General features: G+C 64.6%; 16 protein-coding genes, 1 tRNA gene and 3 pseudogenes. 15 read left to right on the forward strand and 5 right to left on the reverse strand.

Features of this window, described 5'->3' with window-relative positions; genetic code table 11:
* Window position 1 precedes the first annotated feature (1 nt).
* Window positions 2-1,159, reverse strand: a complete 1,158-nt coding sequence (locus tag SHTP_RS17410; RefSeq protein ID WP_096371277.1) for a zinc-binding dehydrogenase — start codon at window positions 1,157-1,159, stop codon at window positions 2-4.
* Between the two features lie 103 nt (window positions 1,160-1,262).
* Here SHTP_RS17410 and SHTP_RS17415 point away from each other — a divergent pair, with 103 nt between their 5' ends.
* Window positions 1,263-2,690 carry an amidase gene (locus tag SHTP_RS17415; protein ID WP_096371278.1) on the forward strand — a complete coding sequence of 476 codons (1,428 nt, stop codon included), beginning with the start codon at window positions 1,263-1,265 and terminating at the stop codon, window positions 2,688-2,690.
* Window positions 2,691-2,732: 42 nt separating this feature from the next.
* On the opposite strand, the gene SHTP_RS17420 is transcribed toward SHTP_RS17415, so the two are convergent.
* Window positions 2,733-4,298 carry a phospholipase C gene (locus SHTP_RS17420; protein WP_096371279.1) on the reverse strand — a complete coding sequence of 522 codons (1,566 nt, stop codon included), beginning with the start codon at window positions 4,296-4,298 and terminating at the stop codon, window positions 2,733-2,735.
* Window positions 4,299-5,084: 786 nt separating this feature from the next.
* Between SHTP_RS17420 and SHTP_RS17425 the strand changes: the two genes are divergently transcribed.
* The gene (locus SHTP_RS17425; RefSeq protein WP_338101584.1) at window positions 5,085-6,185 is read left to right on the forward strand and encodes a DUF732 domain-containing protein; all 1,101 of its coding nucleotides are present in this window, start codon (window positions 5,085-5,087) and stop codon (window positions 6,183-6,185) included.
* Here the strand turns inward: SHTP_RS17425 and SHTP_RS17430 are convergent.
* Entirely contained in the window at window positions 6,166-6,441 is a 276-nt protein-coding gene (locus tag SHTP_RS17430; protein ID WP_096371280.1) for a hypothetical protein, read from the reverse strand. The genes SHTP_RS17425 and SHTP_RS17430 overlap by 20 nt on opposite strands.
* 238 nt (window positions 6,442-6,679) lie before the next feature.
* Here SHTP_RS17430 and SHTP_RS17435 point away from each other — a divergent pair, with 238 nt between their 5' ends.
* The 4 genes and pseudogenes from SHTP_RS17435 (at window position 6,680) to SHTP_RS27390 (ending at window position 11,718) form a co-directional block, all read left to right on the forward strand.
* Window positions 6,680-9,427: a PE family protein gene (locus SHTP_RS17435; RefSeq protein WP_096371281.1), complete on the forward strand. Its 2,748-nt coding sequence runs from the start codon at window positions 6,680-6,682 to the stop codon at window positions 9,425-9,427.
* A gap of 144 nt (window positions 9,428-9,571) precedes the next feature.
* Window positions 9,572-9,862 (forward strand): hypothetical protein, encoded by a 291-nt coding sequence (locus tag SHTP_RS17440; protein WP_083866471.1) that lies wholly within the window; start codon window positions 9,572-9,574, stop codon window positions 9,860-9,862.
* 3 nt (window positions 9,863-9,865) lie between these two features.
* A pseudogene (locus tag SHTP_RS17445) lies at window positions 9,866-10,777 on the forward strand (hypothetical protein).
* 251 nt (window positions 10,778-11,028) lie between these two features.
* Window positions 11,029-11,718, forward strand: a complete 690-nt coding sequence (locus SHTP_RS27390) for a hypothetical protein (RefSeq protein WP_015356406.1) — start codon at window positions 11,029-11,031, stop codon at window positions 11,716-11,718.
* 141 nt (window positions 11,719-11,859) lie between these two features.
* Here SHTP_RS27390 and SHTP_RS29130 read toward each other — a convergent pair.
* Window positions 11,860-12,077: pseudogene (locus SHTP_RS29130) on the reverse strand (hypothetical protein); the annotation flags it as partial.
* A 35-nt stretch (window positions 12,078-12,112) separates the two neighbouring features.
* Here SHTP_RS29130 and SHTP_RS17460 point away from each other — a divergent pair.
* The 5 genes from SHTP_RS17460 (at window position 12,113) to SHTP_RS17485 (ending at window position 16,574) form a co-directional block, all read left to right on the forward strand.
* Window positions 12,113-12,349: a WXG100 family type VII secretion target gene (locus SHTP_RS17460; RefSeq protein ID WP_096371282.1), complete on the forward strand. Its 237-nt coding sequence runs from the start codon at window positions 12,113-12,115 to the stop codon at window positions 12,347-12,349.
* 236 nt (window positions 12,350-12,585) lie between these two features.
* The gene (locus SHTP_RS30720) at window positions 12,586-13,686 is read left to right on the forward strand and encodes a PE family protein (protein ID WP_265338798.1); all 1,101 of its coding nucleotides are present in this window, start codon (window positions 12,586-12,588) and stop codon (window positions 13,684-13,686) included.
* 117 nt (window positions 13,687-13,803) lie between these two features.
* A complete protein-coding gene (locus SHTP_RS30725) occupies window positions 13,804-14,370 on the forward strand; it encodes a hypothetical protein (protein WP_265338799.1) in 567 nt (188 codons plus the stop codon).
* A gap of 939 nt (window positions 14,371-15,309) precedes the next feature.
* Window positions 15,310-15,927 (forward strand): Rv0361 family membrane protein, encoded by a 618-nt coding sequence (locus tag SHTP_RS30730; protein WP_172900564.1) that lies wholly within the window; start codon window positions 15,310-15,312, stop codon window positions 15,925-15,927.
* A gap of 218 nt (window positions 15,928-16,145) precedes the next feature.
* Window positions 16,146-16,574, forward strand: a complete 429-nt coding sequence (locus tag SHTP_RS17485; protein ID WP_096371285.1) for a site-specific integrase — start codon at window positions 16,146-16,148, stop codon at window positions 16,572-16,574.
* A gap of 268 nt (window positions 16,575-16,842) precedes the next feature.
* On the opposite strand, the gene SHTP_RS17495 is transcribed toward SHTP_RS17485, so the two are convergent.
* Window positions 16,843-16,916 (reverse strand) — tRNA-Ile (locus SHTP_RS17495).
* A gap of 833 nt (window positions 16,917-17,749) precedes the next feature.
* Here SHTP_RS17495 and SHTP_RS17500 point away from each other — a divergent pair.
* From SHTP_RS17500 to SHTP_RS17515, 4 genes and pseudogenes are all read left to right on the forward strand, one after another.
* Window positions 17,750-18,601 carry a hypothetical protein gene (locus tag SHTP_RS17500; protein ID WP_096371286.1) on the forward strand — a complete coding sequence of 284 codons (852 nt, stop codon included), beginning with the start codon at window positions 17,750-17,752 and terminating at the stop codon, window positions 18,599-18,601.
* A 166-nt stretch (window positions 18,602-18,767) separates the two neighbouring features.
* The gene (locus SHTP_RS17505; RefSeq protein WP_420873020.1) at window positions 18,768-19,970 is read left to right on the forward strand and encodes an ISAs1-like element IS2404/ISMul1 family transposase; all 1,203 of its coding nucleotides are present in this window, start codon (window positions 18,768-18,770) and stop codon (window positions 19,968-19,970) included.
* A gap of 175 nt (window positions 19,971-20,145) precedes the next feature.
* Window positions 20,146-20,304: pseudogene (locus SHTP_RS30160) on the forward strand (MMPL family transporter); the annotation flags it as partial.
* 340 nt (window positions 20,305-20,644) lie between these two features.
* Window positions 20,645-21,112 carry a DUF6197 family protein gene (locus SHTP_RS17515; RefSeq protein WP_096371288.1) on the forward strand — a complete coding sequence of 156 codons (468 nt, stop codon included), beginning with the start codon at window positions 20,645-20,647 and terminating at the stop codon, window positions 21,110-21,112.
* The last annotated feature ends 34 nt before the right edge of the window (window positions 21,113-21,146 follow it).

A 21,146-nucleotide genomic window follows, 5' to 3' on the forward strand; every position in this document is an offset into this window, starting at 1 on the left:
ACTAATCCCCGTCAGCGGGAACGGCGTTGGGAGTCACGAGGAACTTCTCGCCGGTCGCTCGTTTGACGTATTCGTGGAACGCCTCGGGTTTGAGCATGCCGGCCAGCGAAACCTCGCGAGTGTAGTGACTGGCGAACGTCGTGCTGAGCTCCGCGGCCACCCGAGCTCGCAGCCGAACAAAAGCCTCAGCCCCCGCGCTCTGCAAGAACGTGGTGAGCAACCATCCGCCGACGCCCCAGGCCATCCCGAAGTCCCGCTTGAGCACCGTGGGACTGGTGTCGAGGGAGCCGTAGATGTACACCTGCTTGTGCACGCTCGATCCGTAGCGTGAGTACTCGGCCTCGGTCGCGTTGGCCGCCTGCTCCATGCCGCTGAGGATCTGGCCGGCCAGCGTCCCACCGCCGGTCGCGTCGAAGGCGAGCGTGGCCGATGTCGCCTTGAGAGCCTCGACGAGGTCCGTCGAGAACGACGGCGAAGTGGAGTTGCAGACGTACTCGGCGCCAAGCGATCTCAGCAGCTCCTCTTGCTCGGGCTTACGCACGATGTTGATCAGCGGTATCCCGTCTTTGAGGCAGAGCTTGACCAGCATCTGGCCGAGGTTCGACGCCGCTGCGGTGTGCACAAGGGCCGAATGCCCTTCGCGGCGCATGGTTTCGGTCATTCCCAGTGCCGTCATTGGGTTGACGAACGACGATGCCCCAACTCTGGCCGTGGCCCCGTCCGGCAGAACCAGACATGCGGAAGCGTCGATCACCCGGTATTGCGAATACATCGCGCCGCCCGCGATGGCCACCTTCTTGCCGATGAGGGCTTGGGCCGCTTCGGACGAGCCCGCGGCTACCACGGTGCCGGCTCCCTCATTGCCCACCGGCAGCGATTGGTCCAGTCGCGCCGAAAGGGCTCCCAAAGTGGCTTTTCCGATCGGGGCGGTGACGATGGGGCGCTGCGCCGTGCCGGTGACCGTCGCGGTAGCCATGTCGGCGCTGGCGACCAGAAGGCCCAGATCCGACGGGTTGATCGGCGAGGCTTCCACCCGCACCAGTACCTCATTGGCGCCGGGAACCGGAACCGCAACCTCGTGCAACGAGAGTTCGAGCGTGCCCTCAGATGTCACCACTGAACGCAGCTCGAGGGCGATCTCAGGAAGGTCTTGGGTCATAGTGGTGCCTCGCTCCTGTGTCGGACGGATGCTCAGAGCATATGAACTCACCGCGGCGCCAATTATCTTCCCGGGCCACAAACCTCATGCTAGACAGGCTTGCATGAGCACCCTTGCCGAGCAGACCCGTTGGATGGACGCAACCGATCAAGCGGCGCTGGTCGTGGCCGGCGAGGCATCCCCTAGCGAGCTGCTGGAGGCCGCGATCGAGCGCATCAACCCGGCATTGAACGCGGTGGTGATCCGCTGGTTCGACCACGCTCGCGAGACGGCCAGCGCCGATCTCCCCGGCGGCCCGTTTCGCGGTGTGCCATTCCTGATCAAAGACCTCTATGCGCTCTACGCCGGACAGCCCATCAGCAACGGCAACCTCGCGTTCAAGCAAGCGCATGTCATCGCGGACGCCGACACCACGCTGGTCGGCCGGTACCGCGCCGCGGGGCTGGTGATAGCCGGGCGCACGAACAGCCCCGAACTCGGCAGCCTGCCGACCACCGAACCGGTCGCCTGGGGCCCAACCCGAAACCCATGGGACACCAGCCGCACACCCGGTGGATCCAGCGGCGGTTCGGCGGCGGCCGTCGCCTCGGGCATGGTGCCGTTCGCCCACGCCAGCGACGGCGGCGGATCGATCCGCATTCCGGCGTCATGCTGCGGCCTGGTCGGGCTCAAACCCAGTCAGGGCCGCATCACGCTCGGCCCGCTCCGAGAGGAGAGCGGCATGTCGGTCGAGCACTGCCTCAGCCGCACCGTTCGTGACACCGCCGCGTTGCTCGATGCGACGCGCGGACCGGGCGTCGGCGACACGGTGATCGCGCCACCGCCGATACGGCCCTACACCGAGGAACTCGGTGCGGACCCCGGTCGGCTACGCATCGGCATCCTCGACCACCACCCCCGCGGTGGGCCGGTCGACGCGGAAGTCACTCATGCGACCCAGGCGGTCGGCCGGCTGCTCGAGTCGCTAGGTCACCACGTGGAGGTGGCATGGCCGGCGGCGTTGGAGGACGCCTCATTCGACTCGACGTTCGGCGCGCTGTGGAGCACCAATATGGGCCTGGCGCAGCGCCGCTTCGAGGAGCAACTCGGCCGTCCCTTGGGCGAGGATGAATTCGAGCTGGTGAACCGGGCCCAGGCCGACTTCGCCAAGCACTTCACTTCCGTCGACTACGCGCTGGCGCTGTCGGCGATCGCTGCGTTCCGCAGGGCGATCCAGTCCTGGTGGCACGACGGCTGGGATCTGCTGCTCACACCGACGGTTGCCTCGTTGCCGGTCAAGCTCGGCACCATCGTGAGCACCCCCGAGCACCCGATGGCGGCGATGCAGCGCGCGGGCGAATTCGTACCGTTCACTCCCCCGTTCAACACCAGCGGTCAGCCGGCCATCAGTCTCCCGCTGGAGTGGACACCCGAGGGGTTGCCCCTCGGAGTGCAGCTGGTCGCCGCCTACGGTCGCGAAGACGTGCTGCTGCGCATCGCCAGCCAGCTCGAGCAGGCAAAGCCCTGGGCGCAGCGCACACCCGACATCTGAGCGCACAGCCCGCAAGCGGACAGTTTTGCGCGGTGTCGGAAATCAGCAGGGACCGCTGGGGATCCCGCGGGTGGGTGAGGTCTCCTGACTGGGCATCACCTGAGGGAACGGCACCCGATATGGGGGCACCGTCTTGGTAAACACCGTCACGGTGTCAGGAACGCATTGCACCTGTTGCGGAACGGCTTTCAACGCGGGGTGATCGAGATTCGGTGGTGATGCGTTGGGCGGGACGGCGAAGTTGAATGTCGAGGTCATGTCGCCGGTCACCCCCCGTCGCCAGGTGGTCAGGTTGGGAACCGGCACACCGAACCGTTGCTCGAGCAACCGCAGCTGCGAGGTGTGGTCGAAGATGTCATGCACCATCAGCGGGCCACGGCTGTAGGGAGAGATCACGAAGCAGGGCACGCGATAGCCCAGGCCGATCGGCCCGCGGATGCCACCGGACCCGGTGACCGCGTTGATGTCGGGCACGGTAATCCACTCTCCGGGCGTGCCCTCCGGCGCAGTTGTCGGTGTGACGTGGTCAAAGAAGCCGCCGTTTTCGTCGAAACTGACGATCAGCGCCGTCTTTTCCCACACCGCGGGATTGGACAGCAAGATGCGCAGGATATTGACGATCGCGGTGCCGCCGACGGCAGGCGCCACCGACACTCCGGGATGCTCGGACACCTGGAACCCGGGCAACACCCACGAAACCTGGGGCAGCCGGTTGGATGCGACGTCGGCGACGAAGTCCAAAGGATAGGTCGGGGCGATGCCGTAGCGGGCCATGTTCGAGCGGGGATCCCGGGCCTGAACGAAGTCGTTGAGCATGCCGCCGTAGCCGATGACGGTGTTGTTGAGCGCGCCCAGCAACTTGTTTTGGTACACCTTCCAACTGATTCCGGCATCGCTGAGGTTGTCGGGCATGGTGCGCCAACTGAAACGGCCCTGCGGCTGGATGTTGGGGTCCACCAGCAGCGGGCCGCCCTGTTCGCCGTTGGGATCGATCCAGGCGCTCATCCAGTACAGCCGGTTGGGCGAGGTTCCACCGATCAGGGAACAGTGGTAGCCATCGCAGATGGTGAAGGTATCGGCGAGCAGGTAGTGGATCGGTTGGTCTTGGCGGGTGTAGTAACCCATTGTCACCGGGACCTTGCCTTGCAGCGTCTGGGCTTGGGCCTGCGCGCCCAGCCAATTGTCGTTGGCACCGTTGTTGAACGCCCGGTGCATGTCGATCCATTGGCGGCCGGGGTCGTTGACACATGCGCCGTTGAGCAGCGGGCCCCTGGTGGTATCGAACCGGTAGGGAATTGTCACGCCGGCGGGGTCAATTGATTGGGTCTGAGGATTCCAGCCCTTTTGCTGGAATGCTGATGAGGGCGTGTCGAATCCGTTGATGCCCGACAGCGAGCCGAAGTAGTGGTCGAAAGACCGATTCTCCTGGAGCATGAACACAAAGTGCTCAATGTCGGTCAAATGCCCAGAGCACGGACCGGCGCCGTAGGCCTTTTCGATCACTGGACCCGCCAAGGACATCATTGCGCCGGCGCTGCTAGCGGCGGCGAGTTTGGCCATGAACTCTCGCCGCGACATGCCATCGACAGGGTGTTTGCTCACCAACATACCTTTCCTGCTGGACGCTGCGGTTCACGGTATATTTGCGGTGGTGATTGGCCACAAAGGTCATCCGGTGTGTCGTGTCCGGATTTTGACGTCGTTCGCCAGCCGCGGTACATCGTTTCCCCATTCGGGGTGTCTTTTGGGAGTTGCCGGCAAATATTGACGCCGGCTATCTGCGTCGCCCTGCGCGTGTGACCGGCAGTGTGCCCGCGGACTTGCCGATGTGGGCGTGGAGGCGTCGTGACGGTGATTTGTCGCGGTGCCGAACCGGATCTTTGGCGCGTGCGGATTCGGCTTGCGCTCACTGCGCCTCGGGTGTCACCGACTCGGCACGGGCATTCGTCGCGATGCCCTCGAGCGCCCATCCCTTCGCAGCCGGACTGTTTTGGGACACTGCAACTTCGGCACCAGAATCAAGGCACGCCCGGCCTGGGGCGTCCTTGACGGGGGCGGACCCGACCCGCGGCGAAATCGGCCGTATTCTCTGTGGTGACGCGCGCGCCGAACACCCCATCAGCGTGAACATGGCGGCGCCGCGGGCGAGCGGTCGGCCGAGCACCCGCGTTATCGCGCATCTGTCGCCGTTGGATGTCGCCCCATGGCGTCCACAGCAGGAGCGGGACTTTCCCTGGCAAAAAACTGGGACTTCCAGATGACCATTGACATGCGCCCCGGGCCGAATGTTACAACAATGTTAGCCGGAGGAGTCTATGCGAACGGCCACTCACGCGAGATCGACTACCACGCAAACCCGAGAGCCAACGGCCCAACAGAACGGAAACCACCGCCATGATCACCGGCACCGCTACCCGCGCGGGCGCCGTGGCAACAGCCACCGTGATACTTTTCGGCGCCGCGATCCTGCGCGGCAACTCAGCAGCGGCCGACCCGAACCAGGACGACCAGTTTCTCGCAGCGCTTGATCAAAACGGCATCCCCGCCCTCGAGAACGCGCCAAGCCTGATTGTCACGGCCCACGAAGTCTGTTCCAAACTCGACGGCGGCATGCCGGCAGATGGCGTAGTCGAGTCGATGACGAACTTTGCGGTCAACAACAATTCGGGCCTGAGCCGAATCCCCCGCGACCGCCTCACTCGCACCTTCACCCGCTTTGTCGCTGCCGCCGTGCAGGCCTACTGCCCCACCAACCAGGACAAGCTGGCGTCTTTCAGGACTAGCCCCACGCCTGGATCGAATGGCACCACGCACCGGGCGGCCGCCTACTCCCACAACATAGTTCGTACCGGGTGCGACGTTGCGGACCGCCCGCGACGGGCGGAGATCGCCAGCACGGCGACTCCATGGCAGGCATCGACGCCCACGGTTGTGGCGCGACTGCCTGGGCCTGTCGTTGGTGGGGCTGTTGTTGCCGGCGAACAAGCGGGTAGCCGGCCGGACTGCGGTGCGCCCTACGCTGATCCGGCCCCACTGGTCAAAGCCGTTCCCGCGGGCGAGACCGTCGCGCCGATGCCGCCACAGCTCCCCGCACAACCACCGCCGCCGGCGCACATCCTCATCCCACCGCGGGCGTCCGCGCCAACGCCGCAACCGCAGCTGCGGCCGCCGCGGCCCCAGGCGCCAACGCCGCCGCCGCAGGACGTGCCACCTCCACAACAACTGGACCCCCCGTGGTTGCTCCTCAGCCGGGGGCCGCTGGAGGTGGCGGCGACGCCGGAAGCGGCGGTAGTGGTGGCGGTGGCAGCGACGGAGGCGGCGCCGCGGAGCCGACGCCGGCGCGGCCCATGCCACCAGGTGTCATCAGAATCGCTCCATGAGACCGGAGCCGAGCGCCGCCGCGTGCTCGGGTGTGGTGGTGGTCGGGGCATTCTGATCGCGGGCCTACCCGCGGGAGCGCGCCCGGCCGGATCGGCTACGGCACCAGCCGCGTGAGCGTGAACAGACCCGATACCGCGGTGCCGACGTTGAACAGGCCCGAGTTGAAACCGCTGATCAGTCCACTGGGGTTTTGGCCGATTGGGCCGGTGACGCCGGTATTGAAGAAGCCCGAGCCAAGTCCGTTCAGATCGGAACCGCCGGTGGCCGTGTTCCCGATTCCCGACATGAAGTGGTTCTCGGTACCGCCGCCCACCGTATTGAGAAAGCCCGATACATCGTCGCCCGCGTTGCCAAAGCCCGAATTTCCCATGCCGGTGTTTGCGCAATTGGGTTTTCGCAGCAAAGTCGGGTGAGGCCAACCGCGACCCGGGGGCGCTCGGTGGCCGGAATCGCCATCGCCCGAACCCGCCGGTGACAAGGAGTTCCCGAGACCACCAAAGATCGGACGCGGGCAACACAGTATTGCCCGTAACGCCGAAAAGGCGTGGCGGTTACGCTAGATTCTGGTGCTGCGGACAATTCAATGGTGAAGGGCCGGGTGGCATTAGATGTCGTATGTGATTGTGGCGCCGGAGATGCTGGAGGCGGCAGCGTCGGATTTGGCGAATATCGGTTCGGCCATCGGCGTGGCCAATGCGGCGGCGGCCCTTCCGACAACGTCGGTGCTGGCCGCGGCCGCCGATGAGGTGTCGGCGGCCATCGCGGCGGTGTTCGGCGAACACGGTCAGGCCTATCAGGCCTTCAGCGCACAAGCGACGGCATTCCATGCCGACTTTGTTGAAGCCCTCACCACAGGGGTCGGCTCGTATGCCGCCGCCGAAGCCACCAATGCCGGGCAGGCGCTGCTGGGTGCGGTGAACGCGCCCGCCCAGGCGCTGCTAGGGCGCCCGCTGATCGGCAACGGCATCGATGGAACAGCGACGAACCCGAACGGCGGGGACGGCGGGCTGCTCTACGGCAACGGCGGCAACGGATACAGCCAAACCGATGGCGGGCTAGCGGGCGGAAAAGACGGAAACGCCGGGCTGATTGGCAATGGCAGCGCCGGCGGGAACGGCGGCGATTACCTTGTCGGCGGCGGAGGGGCCGGCGGGGCCGGCGGCAACGGAGGGGTGCTGTACGGCAACGGCGGTACAGGCGGGGCCGGCGGCAGTGGGACAACGAGTTACGGCGCCGCCGGGGTTGGCGGCAACGCGCTGCTGTTCGGCAACGGTGGTACCGGCGGAAGCGGACTTGGTGGCGGCGGCAACGGCGGGAATGCCGTGTTCGGCAACGGCGGTGCGGGCGGCGCCGGGGTAGCCGGCATCGGTGGTAACGGCGGAAACACCTTCATCGGCACCGGCGGTGCTGGCGGGGCCGGCGGCGGGACCATTCTCGGCGGCGGCTCCCACGCCGGTGGGGACGGCGGCAGCGTCGGGCTGTGGGGCTCCGGCGGGGTCGGCGGGGCCGGCACGACCCCGGATGCGGATAGCGGCTACGCCGGAGGTGATGGCGGCAACGGCGGCAACGGCGGGCTGCTCTACGGCGACGGCGGTGCGGGCGGGGCCGGCGGCCTCGGGTCGGATTACAGCTCGGTCCTTTACAACGCGGGTAACGGCGGCAATGGAGGCGTGGGCGGTAACGCCAGCCTCTTCGGTAACGGCGGTGCCGGCGGTGCCGGTGGCGCCGGCGGAACCGGCAGCAGCCTGTCCTACGGAGGCCATGGCGGCAACGGCGGTAACGGCGGCACCGACGGCCTGCTGTTCGGCAAGGGCGGCGCCGGCGGGGACGGTGGCGCCGGCGGAGGAACGACCTTCAGCGGCACCGGCGGTTCCGGCGGCACCGGCGGCACCGGAGGCAGCAACTTCATCGGAAGCGGTGGCACCGGCGGAGCCGGCGGAGCCGGCGGGACAACTACCGACTCCGGCGCCAGTGGTGCCGGCGGTGCTGGCGGTAGCGGCGGCTACAACGGCTTCATCGGTGCCGGTGGGACGGGCGGCGCCGGCGGGGGCGGCAACCAGGGGGCTGCCGGTGGAGACGGTGGGAGCGGCGGTACCGCCGCCGGCCTGTTCGGTGCCGGCGGCACCGGCGGTACCGGCGGCACCGGTGGCACCACCACCGCCAATGGCGGAACGGGTGGAGCCGCCGGGGTCGGTGGAAGCGGCGGCGACGCCAGTAGCCTCATCGCTCTTGGTGGCACCGGCGGCGTCGGCGGCCTCGGCGGCGCGGCCACCGGCGGCGGCGCAACGATCGGCGCGGACGGCGGTACCGGCGGCAACGGTGGCAACGCCACCGGCCTGCTCAACTTTGGCGGTAGCGGTGGGGCCGGCGCGACCACCGGCGTCCAGGGAGCCGGCGGCATGGGCGGCACACCCGGTGGCCAGCCGGGCGCAGCCGCCGTGTCTGCTCTGCTTCCCGGCGGCCTGGCCAGCAGCACTGCCGCTGTCGGCGGCGCCTACCAAGACCTGTTCACCAATACGATCACCAACCTGCAAAGCCTCGGCGCTACCTGGGCCGCCAACCCGGCGCCGTTCCTGGGCCAGATAGTCAGCAACCAATTCGGCTATGGCCAGCTGATCTTCGCGGCGCTCGGCAATGCCACCAGGGACTTCACCCTCGGGCTGGCCGGCCTGCCGCCGACCTTCCAAACGGCCTTCCAAGCCGTGTTGGCAGGCGATTTCAGCGGCGCGGCCAGCGACATGGCGGAGGGCCTGTCCAAGCTCGTCGCCACCGGTGTCGACACCAGCGATCTGTCCAACATCAAGCTGCTCGGCCCAGTGGGAGACCTGCTGCCAATCCTGCGTATTCCAGGCGACACCGCATTCAACGTCGCCAACGTGATCCGGACACCCACGGACACAACCGTTTCGGTGGAGTTCACGCGTTATGTTCCGCCCGCGATTACCGGCACCTTCGGGCTGCCAGTGGCGCTGACCCTAGATGCGGCGGGTTCGGCGGTGACCACCGCGAACGCGGTCGGCACCAGCGTGACAGCGCTGACCAACGCCGTGCAGGCCGGTGACTGGCCGGCGGCGATCGGCGCACTCGTCGATGCTCCCGCCGTCGTTGCCAACGGCTTTCTCAACGGGCAAGGCACGATGACCGTGCCGTTGTCGGTACCGATCGTGGATTCGGCGGTCATCAATTTCCCTGTCAACGGGATTCTGGTTCCCCCCCACGACTACACCGCGACGGTGGTGATTGCCGGGTTCTCCTATGACGTGCCAATCATGGGCACGCCCATCGGTGGCATCGTGCCGGGACTGCTGACCTATGCGCCCCAACAGTTCGCGAACGCGATCGGCGCTGCCGGGTAGGCGTTTTGCGGGGCACGCTGGCGGGAGGCGACGGTGCCGCGGCCTCGACGCGGCGTGCACATCACGACCGTCGGGTGCGCCTGCGCGATCCTGCGGCGATCGTGGCCGCATACGCGAAATGCCCTTGCGTCCTACACTCCTGACATGGACATCCTGCGAGCTGCAACCGAGGACATTCGGTTAACCGCCCGCCGATGGCATACCCAGTCCGCCGCACTCGGCGTCGACCCACCACGATCGGCCGGGTTGCCATGTCAGTCCTCTGCAGCGGCGGTGAACGCAGCGCATGCTGCCATCACGATCGCCGCTGCGCTGACGGGGCGGGTGCAGGCAAGTGCAACCAAAGTGGCACAGGCCAACACCGGCTATCGCGCGAATGAGGCCAAGTCAGCGGCGCAAATCGCCGCAGTAGCGGACCGGGCAAGAGACTGTTGACGAATGGCGGCCGTAATCGGATCACTACCTACCTTGTCGAACCTGATGGCCTGGCCGACGGAGCATCTGACCGAAGCTGCCGCTTCCTGGACGGCAGCCGGCCATCGTTAGTATGAGGTGTTCAGCCAGATCTGGCGAGACAGTCTGTCAGTCGACTGGAAGGGCATCGGAGCTGACGCGCTGCACACCCGAACCCACGCCGATCACACCAAAGTCAGCGGCTTGGTCGACCAGTTGCACGAGGCGGCCCGCATCGCTCGCGTCGGTGCCTCCGATTTGTACGCGGCCCGGTCGCGGGTTCGGTACGCGGTTGAAGATGCCCGTGACGCCGGATTCGTTGTTGGCGAAGACTTATCGGTCACCGACTACTCAACGGGCGGCTCCCTCGTCGAGCGAGCAACTCGTCAAGCCCAAGCCCAAGCACTCGCCGCTGACATCCGCCAGCGCGCAGGGCTACTGATCAGCCTTGATGGGCAACTCGCCGGCAAAATGACTACCGCGATGGCTGGTATCGGCAACGTCTTCCCGGCGGATAACCCGACAACTACGACCACGCCTCCGCCTCCCCCGCCGGCAAGATGCGACCCCGAAGACGTTGCAGAGCTCATGCAGAAGGTAGACGAGTGGAACCAGAGAGACGCGCAACTTACCGATGAAATCAATGCATACAACCGCGAAAAGCGGGACTTCAATCTGAACGATCCTGAGGAGCGCAGGAAGGCAGCAGACTACATCCGACGCGGGCAGGAACTGCAGGCGAAGAAAGACAAACTCTTGGATGACCAAAGAGACCTGATTCGGGAGGTGACGGAGTGCGGAGCGAAAATCGTAGACAGCCACATAGAGTGGCCAAACGGATCAACGAGTCCGACTCCGAGCCCGACGCCGCCGCCAACCCCAACTCCGACCCGGTGACTGCCCCGATGCGAATGCCGCGAATCACTCGGCGGCCAGGAAGGGCATATACAGCGGTATCAGTGGTCCTAGCGGCGGCCGCAGTTTTCAGCACTGCCATCGGGTGCGGCCCGGCAGCGACCGACAAGGCTTCGGGCACAACATCACCGAGCGCCAAAGCCACCGACTCATTCGCCCCAGCCCCGCCGGTGATCAACGCGCCGATTTTGACGTCCGCCCCCGTGGCTCGGCTGCAACCAGGATCTCCGATCATGGTTGGCGAGGGAACCGCGACCATGGTGTGCAAGGCCGGCTTTCTCATCGACTACCCCGACCCGAACCGTGCTGATCAGCGACTGCCCGGCTTCATCACCGCCGCGCAATGTTCTCGAGGCGCTACACATGCACCGGTGTCGGTAATGCGGGCCCAGGACGCAAGCCAACCACCTAGCCGAATCCAGGTCGGCGAGATCACTTACGCCGCTCCCGGCACGGAGCAACCAGCAGTCACCAACGAGCCCTGGACAATCCCGACGTCTCCGCTGGCAGTGTTCGGCTCTGGCCGACAAGACTGGGCACTTCCCGTGGACGCCGAGATCAATAACCAAACAGCTACGGGCGCAACGGTTCAGGAGTTGGTACCAGCCAGGCTAAGCAGGGCGTCTGCAACGTGGAGCAATGTCGACGGAGACATCGTGACCGGCCGCGTGCTCGACCCAGTCGAAACGCCAGAATTGAAGAACCTTCCGACTGGTATCGCCCGGGTGGTCCTGGCCGCAGATGATGCAAACAAGCCCATCGAACAGTGGGTACTCGGCTCTCCGGTCACCGTTGATATTGACAACGCGATCTACAACCTAGGCGTGATAGTCGGTGTAGACGAGACCAGACACTGGGTCGTGGTTGACCTCATCAATCCGCTTCTCACTCAACTAGATGCGCGCCTGATCACCACGGCCTAGCGTCCAACCTTCTCGCAGAATGTGGTAGGCGTGACTCTTCAGAGTGTGTTGCGTTCTAAAGGGCTTGCTTCGGAATGTTGCCCACTTCACCGAGCGACAACCGGACGGCCCTAATTGCACCGACCGAGATCACCAGCATCGACTTAATATCTGGTACTCGCATTTGAAGCGTTCTGCGCGATCCCCACTCGTTTGGCCGCTTGACGTGTGACAACGTTTTCGCAGTACCAATGGAGAATCGTCGAGGCTGCCCGACCTGTCGAAGCCGAGTTGTCCTCGCCCGTAGACAGTGAAGTGATATGGGCATCGTCGGCAATGTCGATACTCAGACCATCATTCGTCCGAAGTCCTAGCTGTATCGGACCAGGGCTAAGTCGACGCTCACGGCGCAGTCATCCGAGCCCAAGCCGCAGCACTTGAAGCCCACCACCAAGTGATCGTCAGCGATGTCCTACGCGCCGGCGACTTCTGGGGCGGCGCCGGATCAACAGCCTGCCAAGAATTCATCACCCAACTCGGCCGCAACTTTCAAATGATCTACGAACAAGCCAACACCCACGGCGCCAAAGTCCAAGCCGCGGGAAACAACATGGCCACCACCGACACATCAATCGGATCCAGCTGGGCCTAACCCCCCGGAACCGCACCACCGCAGGGTGTGAACCGCCACCCACCCGGCGCCCACACCACACCCGTCGGTGCGTGCCCCCACCCGCCACCCGGCCCAGTCACAGATGCAGTAACTAGTAGTCAAAACCCAAGAAACCCAAGGCAGTACCCGGCTCAGACGCGAACCCACAACGCCGCGAGCCCACCTTCGACGAGTAACCCATCAAATACCGAGTTCATAGTTTGGGGAGTGTTGTTGTGCCCGTAGACGTTGTCCCACAAGAGGTAATCCTCGCTGCTGGCGATCTAGCCGGTATCGGCTCCACCATCAGTGCAGCCAACAACGCAGCCGCCCCACCCACCACCGTGCTCGCACCCGCCGCCGCTGATGCGGTATCAGCCCAACTAGCAGCGGTATTCGGTGACTACGCCCGGCAATTCCAAGCCCTCAGCGCTCGAGCAGAACAGTTCCACGACCAATTCGTGCATACCCTACGCGCAGCCGGCTACACCTACGAAGACGCGGAATACACCAATGTCTCGCAATGGATCTCGGGAGAGTTCTCCAAACTAGTACAATTCATCCTCAACCTGGTCAACGCGCCCTCGGAATTACTGTTCGGTCGGATGATGATCGGCAACGGCGCAGACGCCACCGAAGCCGGAACCGCCGGCCAAGCCGGCGGCTGGCTAATCGGCAACGGCGGCAACGGCGCCGCCGGAGCAATCGAACAACACGGCGCCGGCGCCGTCGGGGGCGCCGGCGGCGCCGCCGGACTATTCGGCAACGGCGGCAACGGCGGCAACGGCGGCTGGTCCGGACACGGTGGTGCCGGCGGCCGTGGTGGATGGCTCATCGGCAACGGAGGCGCCGGCGGCAACGGCGGACTATCCGGCAACGGGGCCGCCGGCGGTACCGGCGGATGGCTAGCCGGTAATGGTGGCAACGGCGGTACCGGTGTACTCGGCGGCAACGGCGGAGACGCGCGAGGACTGTTCGGACACGGCGGCAGCGCCGGCGGCGCCAACGACTATCGCCTATTCGACATAGGTGGCAATGGCGGCCACGGTGGCCGGCTCTACGGCAACGACGGCGACGGCGGCGGCGCCGGCGACACCGGCCTCTTCGGACACGGCGGCAACGGCGGCAACGCCCGAGGACTGTTCGGACACGGCGGCACCGGCGGCGACGGCGGCACCAGCGGCTGGTTCGGCAACGGCGGCAACGGCGGCGACGGCGGAACCAGCGGCTGGTTCGGTAGCGGCGGCAACGGTGGCAACGGCGGCGACGGCGGAACCACCGGCATCGCCCGCGGCGACAACGGCGGCGACGGCGGCAACGGCGGCAACGGCGGCTAGTTCGGCACCGCCGGCAACGGCGGCATCGGCGGAGACGGAATCGGTGGAGGTTACGGCGGCGACGGCGGTGGCGGGGTAACCATCGGCGGTGCTGGTGGTGCCGGCGGCGAAGGATCCATGGGCGACGGTGGTATCGGCGGCGACGGCGGTTTCGGCGGGTTTGCCGCTGGTTCCGGTGGCGCCGGCGGCGACGGCGCCATGAATGGTGGTGACGGCGGCAACGGCGGTACCAGTTTCGGGGTCGGCGGTGCTGGCGGGGCCGGCGGCACCGGCAACATCAATGGTGGTGACGGCGGCAACGGCGGCAACGGCGGCAAGGCGTTGATAATCGGCGCTGCCGGTGGCGCCGGCGGCACCGGCGGCAACGGCGTGGTGACCGGCGGTGCTGGTGGCGTCGGCGGCAACGGCGACTTCAATGGTTCTGGCGGCCACGGCGGTACCGGTGGGTTGGTCACTGGTTCCGACGGTGCCGATGGCACCGAAAGCTTCGACGGCGGCAACGGTGGTTCGGGCGGCTTCGCGACCATCGGTGCTGGCGGTGCCGGAGACACCGGCGGTTCGGGCGGCTCTACCGGTGGTGACGACGGCCCAGACGGCTGGGCATTTGCCGGTGCTGGCGGTGCCGGTGAAGACGGCGGTTTCGTAGCGGTATCGACGGGGACGGCGGCACCGGAGGTTATGTGAATGTCGGATCTGGCGGTGATAGTGGTGCCGGCGAAGCCGGCACCATCGGCTGCCGCAACCGCCCAGTTCGCGGAATCGTCGGCATCCCAGCCGATCTGTGCAAACTGCCATCTTCACGCCGCAACGCAATCAAACCTCGATACGAAGAACTCGTCGCCTACTTTCAACTCGCACATGATCATGAACCAACAACATCCGAACAATTTTCCCTTTAGCAGCGTGCGGCTTTCGACACCCGCGAAGCTAGACCAGAACCAAGCTCGCCAGCCCAACAACGCGCCCACTGGCGCAATCACGCCACCACATACCTCGGCGGACAAGCCAAGCTGGACGCAATGCTGGCAGACACACTCACAGCACGCGAACGGCCCGGGGTGGAGATCACACCGGATTGGATCCAGTCACAAGCCGCCGCTGTAATCGAAACTATCTCCAAGTCACGCTCGGCCTGGGAACGAAACCACGTGTTCGCCGAAGCTCAAAGAAGTCCGCGCACAGAAGGAGCAGCCCTCGATCCTCGGGTCGCGGTCGCCATCACCGACACCGCACTCCAAGAGCCCCAAAGCATTCCGCGTCCGAGATCAGCGCATAAAAGCCGTTGAACGCTTTTACTCAGCGAAAATGTTCGACCTGTCCAAAGACCCGTACGTGCTTGCCCAACAGAGTATCTGGCTCTCCCGCTAGAACGACTGCTCGAAGAGCCAGTGTGCGCAGCAATTTACCGGCAAAGCCCCATATTCGTTTCCGTCGCATTCGACGCGAGGTGGGATCTCTTCGCCGGCTCGGGCCGCGATTTTGAGCAGTCTGGAAGTGGCAGGTGATGGCCGATCGGCGCATGGAAGGCGACGCCGACAATGGACTGTTGACACCGAACGCGTACGACCGCAGCAGCCCCTCAACTACGCTAACCGGCAACTGGCTGGCCGAGAGGACCTCGCGATGCCTTTCAATCCACCACCCAACTGGCCGCCGCCACAGGACGGCTGGGTTCCTAGCCCCGGTTGGACCCCCGATCCCTCCTGGCCTCCGCCCCCGTCGGGGTGGCAGCTGTGGATCGACGACGAAACACTCCCGGCAGGCCCCACAGGGGGTGTAGCTGCACCGCCTCCGGGCCGTCTAGGTCCTCCGGGTCGGCGTAAGTTTGTCGTCGGCCTCGCGGCGGTCGCGGCTGTCATTGTCGCAGTCGGCGTAGCGGCACTGATCCTTGTGCCGCAAACGGCCGCCGATCCGCCGAAGTCCGACGAAGACCAGATTCGCGAGATCCTAAGCGGAGTCGTCGAGGCGTACAACAATGCCGACTTCAACAAGTATGTGAGCTATTTCTGCCCGTCGGAACGGTCGGGTCTCGGCGACGCGTCGCAACTCCGGCAAAATCGCTCCGATACCGGTCGCCTCAGTTTCGACGACATCTCCATCGACGTCACCGGCGACACCACGAAGGTCACGGCGACAGCGACGGTGGAGAACGAGGACGAGCCAGATACCCAGACAGTGGACTTCGTGAAGGAGGACGGGCGTTGGATGATGCTGCTGTTCGAGGACAAGTGCTCAGCCTGACTACGCCGGGGACGTAGCCGTCCCCGGAGACTGCCGGTAAAGCCACATATTCGATTCCGGCGTATTTGGTCGTGCCGGGCGGTGGAAATGGATTATAGCTGAGCCCGCCCGCATAGCGCGTTCCAGTTGGGAGGTGTCTTTGGTGTTCGGCCGACACGAACGGCAAGTAGAGGAGCTGAACGCCGACACCGGCTCGGATCGACGCGGCAATCCGTTCGATGCGCGCGGCCCACGGCGCAACGATGGCCCGCCAGGCGAAGACAATTCTGCGTGGCGGATTGCAGCTGGCGGTAATGGCCAACACGTTGGGCGCCAACCCGGTCCGCGATGTTCAGCCGATCAGGCTCAAGCGACGACCAACTGGCGCGACGGCGCTCAGCACCGACGATCTGCACGACCTGCTGGTGCGGCTGCGGGCCGACGACTACTGCCAACGAAACGATCTTGTTGACCCGATCACCGTGTTAATCGCCACCGGGCTTCGCCGATCCGAGCTGCTGGCGTTGCGGTGGACCGACTTCGACGAGTCGAAACAGACGATCGCGGCCACCGGAAATGTGGTGCGCGTATTGCCTGGGTTGTTGGGGTCGCGAAGGGTGCCTGCTGTCGATGGAACGACTGCGGTCATTTCGCCAATGCATGGGTAGCAGTGGCGGAAAGTGCGCGACCAACTCGGCGTGCCCGGCGTTACCACCCACTCGTTCCGCAAGACTGTCACGACGTTGATCGACGTGGAAGGCCTATCCGCTCGCGTAGGCGCCGACCACCTCGACACTCCAAAGTGTCGATGACGCAGGATCGATACACGTCTCGCGGGCGCGTGCACACTGAGGTCGCCGCCCTGTTGGACCGCGCCATGAAGTACGAATAACGGTCGGATCAGATAATTAGGTGGGCTAACTACCACCTCTGAAGTGGGGCGGGCGGGGCTCGAACCCGCGACCAACGGATTATGAGTCCGCGGCTCTAACCAACTGAGCTACCGCCCCTCGCGCTATCTAGCTACGGACATGATTTCCGATCTCGTGGTTTCGGCTTCCGGATACCCCGGCGCTTCCGATCGCTTGCCTACGACGCCCGCTGTGCAGCCACGCGGTGGCTGTGCAAGCGCCTGAGACGATCAAGCGTCTTGACCACTCTCGGGTGCCCTAGAAGCCTCTGCACAATTTTGACATTAGTGCTCACGCCGGTCGCCATCGGCACCCTGGGCAGTCGCGGCCCGTGCGGCGCCGCCCCCGCAACCCCAGCGCTTCGCCGAAGGAGCGCTCCAGGCTAGGTCTTGACTCCCTCGACCAGCGCGCTCTTATCGCCGGCGAAGGTGAAGCAAAGGGTTGTCGCAATGCGGACTATTAGCACCTAACCGGCGTGCCCCGGCATAGATCGAAATGCCCATCCGCGACGCACCCAGCCAAACGGACGGCGCAACACGCAACAGCCAGGAAAGCCAAAACAACAAGCACCTAGCCCACCAAATCCACCCGCGTGGCACATATTTTTCGAAACCAAAAGACCCCTGTCTAGAACTTTCGTAAATTGAGAAACTCTCCACCTGCGCTCTCCCGAAAATGCTTCTCACGCCAACGCCGCGACCTGCACGAATACCCGCGCGGATACAAATGCACTTCTCACCAACAAGGCGTATGAAACACCGCGCAATACAATGAGCCAGCACTAGCAGAACCGATCATCAACGCGCTAACCAGGAGAACGGCGCGGCCGCCTCACTAGTCCCATTTCTGACACTTGACCCGCCGCCGGTACGACCGCATAATCTTGCGAAACTCAACGACTAGACAGAAACCAAGCTGAGGAGAACTCTGGCATGGATCGATCAATTCTCCGACGCGACGAATTCAACTATCTTCATTTCACCGAGGCCCAGCAGTCCGGCCTTGTTCACCTTGCGCGCCGCATTCATGCACAGAGCTACGTCGCATCCCAATTTGTCACGGCGGACGCACTGGTGGACGGAGCCTTGCCTGCAGAGCTCGATCATGCACGCGGCCAGCACGTCACCTATTCCATTGCCTACCTGGCAGACTCGCAGATCGAGGAAGAGTCACTCGGGTCCTCGGACCCTACCGGTCACGCGATCGCGACATGGCGGATTCGAGATATTGCCCCCGATGACGACTTCACCTCCCTTCCGGCGTACACCTCGACGGCCGGCGCCCTATCATCAGACGGACTCGATTTCCTGCGCTCAGTAGATGGAGATCCGAGATCGATACTGCGAGAAATCGGCGCCCTTGCAAAAACACCGATGTGCCCGGCCGGTGCGGTACTCGAAATCATTCGGGACGCGCTCCACCGTGCGCTTGCTCGTGACGTCGACGAGGTCTGGTTCTTTAGCATCGTCCAATCGACATATGAGACATTCGTAAAGCACCTTGGATGCCTAACGGTCCGGCCGATCGGCAGTGCGGTCCGCTTACGAAAATCCGGGGTGCGGTCTCATGTGCGGCTTGTACCGGTGATTGTCGAGCCGCGCCGATTCCTCGAGCGCCTCTACCGGTGCGCAACCACTCCGGCGAACCCCCGCGCAAGAACGCAGCTGGCGAGCTTTGAGTTCTTTGCAGAAGGGCTGCCCGAAGACTACGTCAGCAAACAGATAGTCGCCGCATCGGTAAACCAGGAAGAAGTGGTGTCCTCGAACGCAAGATGTCTCGCATGAATCGTGTGGGTTCGTTTGGCTGACAGGGCTCCGGCGTTGTTGATTAGCAGGCTTGTGAGCTGGGTTGATGATCTTTGGTGCCGCGCTATTGGGGCCGGAGTGTAGGCACGGGCTATCTGGAGAACGATCGAGTTGGTTACTGTTCGTCGTTGGTCTGGAGTTGCCCGTGCCTACCGTTTCAGTATTGCCTGTGTCGTCGGTTCCAGAGGTGTTCGACCGCTGGAGTCCTGGTGAGCGCAGCGAGCTCATCGGATCGGAGTTTTTCGATGTGTTGGCCTCGGTGCCAGACCCGAGGGACCCACGCGGTCGGAGGTATTCGCTGATGGCTTTGTTGGCGATCGCGGTTCTGGCCACTGCCGCGGGGATGCGCGGCTATGCTGGTTTTGCCACATGGGCGGCCACCGCTCCCGATGATGTGTTGGCCCAATTAGGGGTCCGGTTCCGGCGGCCCAGTGAGAAGACCTTCCGCGCTGTTTTGTCTCGGCTAGACCCCGCCGACCTCAACGCCAGGATGGGCAGTTACTTCACTGCACACGTGGCCAGCAGCGACCCCAGCGGATTGGTGCCGATCGCGTTGGACGGCAAGATGCTGCGTGGTGCTTTACGCGCCAAAGCGACAGCCACGCATCTCGTGTCGGTGTTCGCCCACCGTGCCCGATTGGTGCTCGGTCAACTCGCTGTCGCCGAGAAAAGCAATGAAATTCCCTGCGTACGTGCCCTGCTCACGCTGCTGCCGGGTAGCTTGCGGTGGCTGGTCACCGTGGATGCGATGCATACCCAGGTCGTCACCGCGAAGTTGATCTGCGCCACCTTGAAGTCGCACTACCTGATGATCGTCAAGTCCAACCAAGCCAAAATACTTGCGCGTATCACCGCGCTGCCCTGGGCCGAGGTGCCCGCAGCCGCTACCGACGACTCCCGCGGCCACGGCCGTGTCGAGACCCGCACCCTGCAAATCATCACCGCTGCACGAGGAATCGGCTTCCCCTACGCAAAACAAATCATCCGGATCACTCGTGAACGCTTGATCACCGCCACCGACCAGCGCAGCGTGGAGGTGGTCTATGCCATCTGCAGCCTGCCGTTCGAGCACGCCCGCCCTACCGCGATCATGACCTGGATGCGTCAACACTGGGGAATCGAGAACAGCCTGCACTGGATACGCGACGTCACCTTCGACGAAGACCGTCAAAGGGCACATACCGGAAACGGCGCACAGGTCCTAGCAACGCTACGCAACACCACGATCAATCTGCACCGCCTCAACGGCGCCGACAACATCGCCGAAGCCTGCCGGATCACCGCTTTGACCGCCAACCGCCGCCTAGACCTCCTCAATCCACAATTCCCCAGCTCACAAGCCTGCTAATCAACAACGCCGGAGCCCTGGTTTGGCTGAATGCATAGATCATCGACGGCCACCAAGGCCGACCAAGTCAGCATGACGGATCACAAACGCAGCGCAGCGCATCCGACTGCGCTCGGGAATCTGCGGTCCGGGGACAACATCCAGCACGCGATCGGCGGCTGCCCGCCGACCGGGGCGCACCGTTGGACAGGTCGGCACCACCATCGCGTTGGGCCTGCTGTTCGACACCCTGATTGTGCGCTCGTTCATGACGCCAGCGATCGCCGCGCTGCTTGGTCGCTGGTTCTGGTGGCCCCAAACTCCACCGCGGAAGCGGCTTGCGCTGAAACCATGAACACCCCAGTCGGCCAGGCCGCACACCCCGTCATTTCCCCTCAGGGTGAGACTGATTTCCCCAGTGGAGAAGAATTTGCCCAGGTCAAACGGCCCCGCTGAGACAGCCAAAGCTATGGCGCGGCCGGCGCGCTGCTCAAGTCAGTCCATCTGCTTGACAGTGCGCACCGCCATTTGAAAGATGATGGTGGACAGCATGATTCGATAGGCTCTGTTGCCGGTGCAGTCGCGTCGGCCAGTGGTTTGTCGCATCGGGGTCGACTTCGCCCGGCACGCCGGCCAACCGCTCGAACGCTTCGTCGAATCCACAACTTCCATAACGACTGCCGGGGGCGACTCGTATGAACAACGACACCGTCACTGCCGCAGACGTTATGCACGCACTCTCGCTGGCTCGCGAGGTGCTAAACAGGCAGCCCGAGCTGGCCAAAGGCCAACCTTTCACCTGGACTGCGGCGCGCCCGTGCCTGTCCATCCACGCGGCCATCGTCTTCACCAGTCCCAACCCGCGGGTCCGCGATGCCGTGAGCGAAGCGACTCTGCGGGCACTGCAGGGCCAGTTCCGGGGTCGCCGTATCGAAGATTTCAACGACCACCAGCACACCACCGTCAGCGACGCGCAAACGCTGCTACAGCGGGCGAAAGCCAATGCCCTGGCGGTGGCTTCCGTTGACACCGAACCGATTTGGATTCCCGCCCGGTCATCGGCGACCCCACCGCACCCCACCCCTTGGCACCGCCCCACCCACCTGTCCGATGTGCCGTGGAATTCGCCGGACTGCGAGTGGAAGGATCGTCGCTCCGGATGAGGCGACCTCGCCACGACAGACGCAAAACCCCCGG

Source organism: Mycobacterium ulcerans subsp. shinshuense, from assembly GCF_002355775.1.
GTDB lineage: Bacteria > Actinomycetota > Actinomycetes > Mycobacteriales > Mycobacteriaceae > Mycobacterium > Mycobacterium marinum.

Bases quoted from the DNA above. Each gene is read 5' to 3' on its own strand.
- SHTP_RS17410 (WP_096371277.1), bottom strand. From the start codon at position 1,159: ATGACCCAAGACCTTCCTGAGATCGCCCTCGAGCTGCGTTCAGTGGTG.
- SHTP_RS17415 (WP_096371278.1), top strand. From the start codon at position 1,263: ATGAGCACCCTTGCCGAGCAGACCCGTTGGATGGACGCAACCGATCAA.
- SHTP_RS17420 (WP_096371279.1), bottom strand. From the start codon at position 4,298: ATGTTGGTGAGCAAACACCCTGTCGATGGCATGTCGCGGCGAGAGTTC.
- SHTP_RS17425 (WP_338101584.1), top strand. From the start codon at position 5,085: ATGATCACCGGCACCGCTACCCGCGCGGGCGCCGTGGCAACAGCCACC.
- SHTP_RS17430 (WP_096371280.1), bottom strand. From the start codon at position 6,441: ATGGGAAATTCGGGCTTTGGCAACGCGGGCGACGATGTATCGGGCTTT.
- SHTP_RS17435 (WP_096371281.1), top strand. From the start codon at position 6,680: ATGTCGTATGTGATTGTGGCGCCGGAGATGCTGGAGGCGGCAGCGTCG.
- SHTP_RS17440 (WP_083866471.1), top strand. From the start codon at position 9,572: ATGGACATCCTGCGAGCTGCAACCGAGGACATTCGGTTAACCGCCCGC.
- SHTP_RS27390 (WP_015356406.1), top strand. From the start codon at position 11,029: ATGGTTGGCGAGGGAACCGCGACCATGGTGTGCAAGGCCGGCTTTCTC.
- SHTP_RS30725 (WP_265338799.1), top strand. From the start codon at position 13,804: ATGGGCGACGGTGGTATCGGCGGCGACGGCGGTTTCGGCGGGTTTGCC.
- SHTP_RS30730 (WP_172900564.1), top strand. From the start codon at position 15,310: ATGCCTTTCAATCCACCACCCAACTGGCCGCCGCCACAGGACGGCTGG.
- SHTP_RS17485 (WP_096371285.1), top strand. From the start codon at position 16,146: ATGCGCGCGGCCCACGGCGCAACGATGGCCCGCCAGGCGAAGACAATT.
- SHTP_RS17500 (WP_096371286.1), top strand. From the start codon at position 17,750: ATGGATCGATCAATTCTCCGACGCGACGAATTCAACTATCTTCATTTC.
- SHTP_RS17515 (WP_096371288.1), top strand. From the start codon at position 20,645: ATGAACAACGACACCGTCACTGCCGCAGACGTTATGCACGCACTCTCG.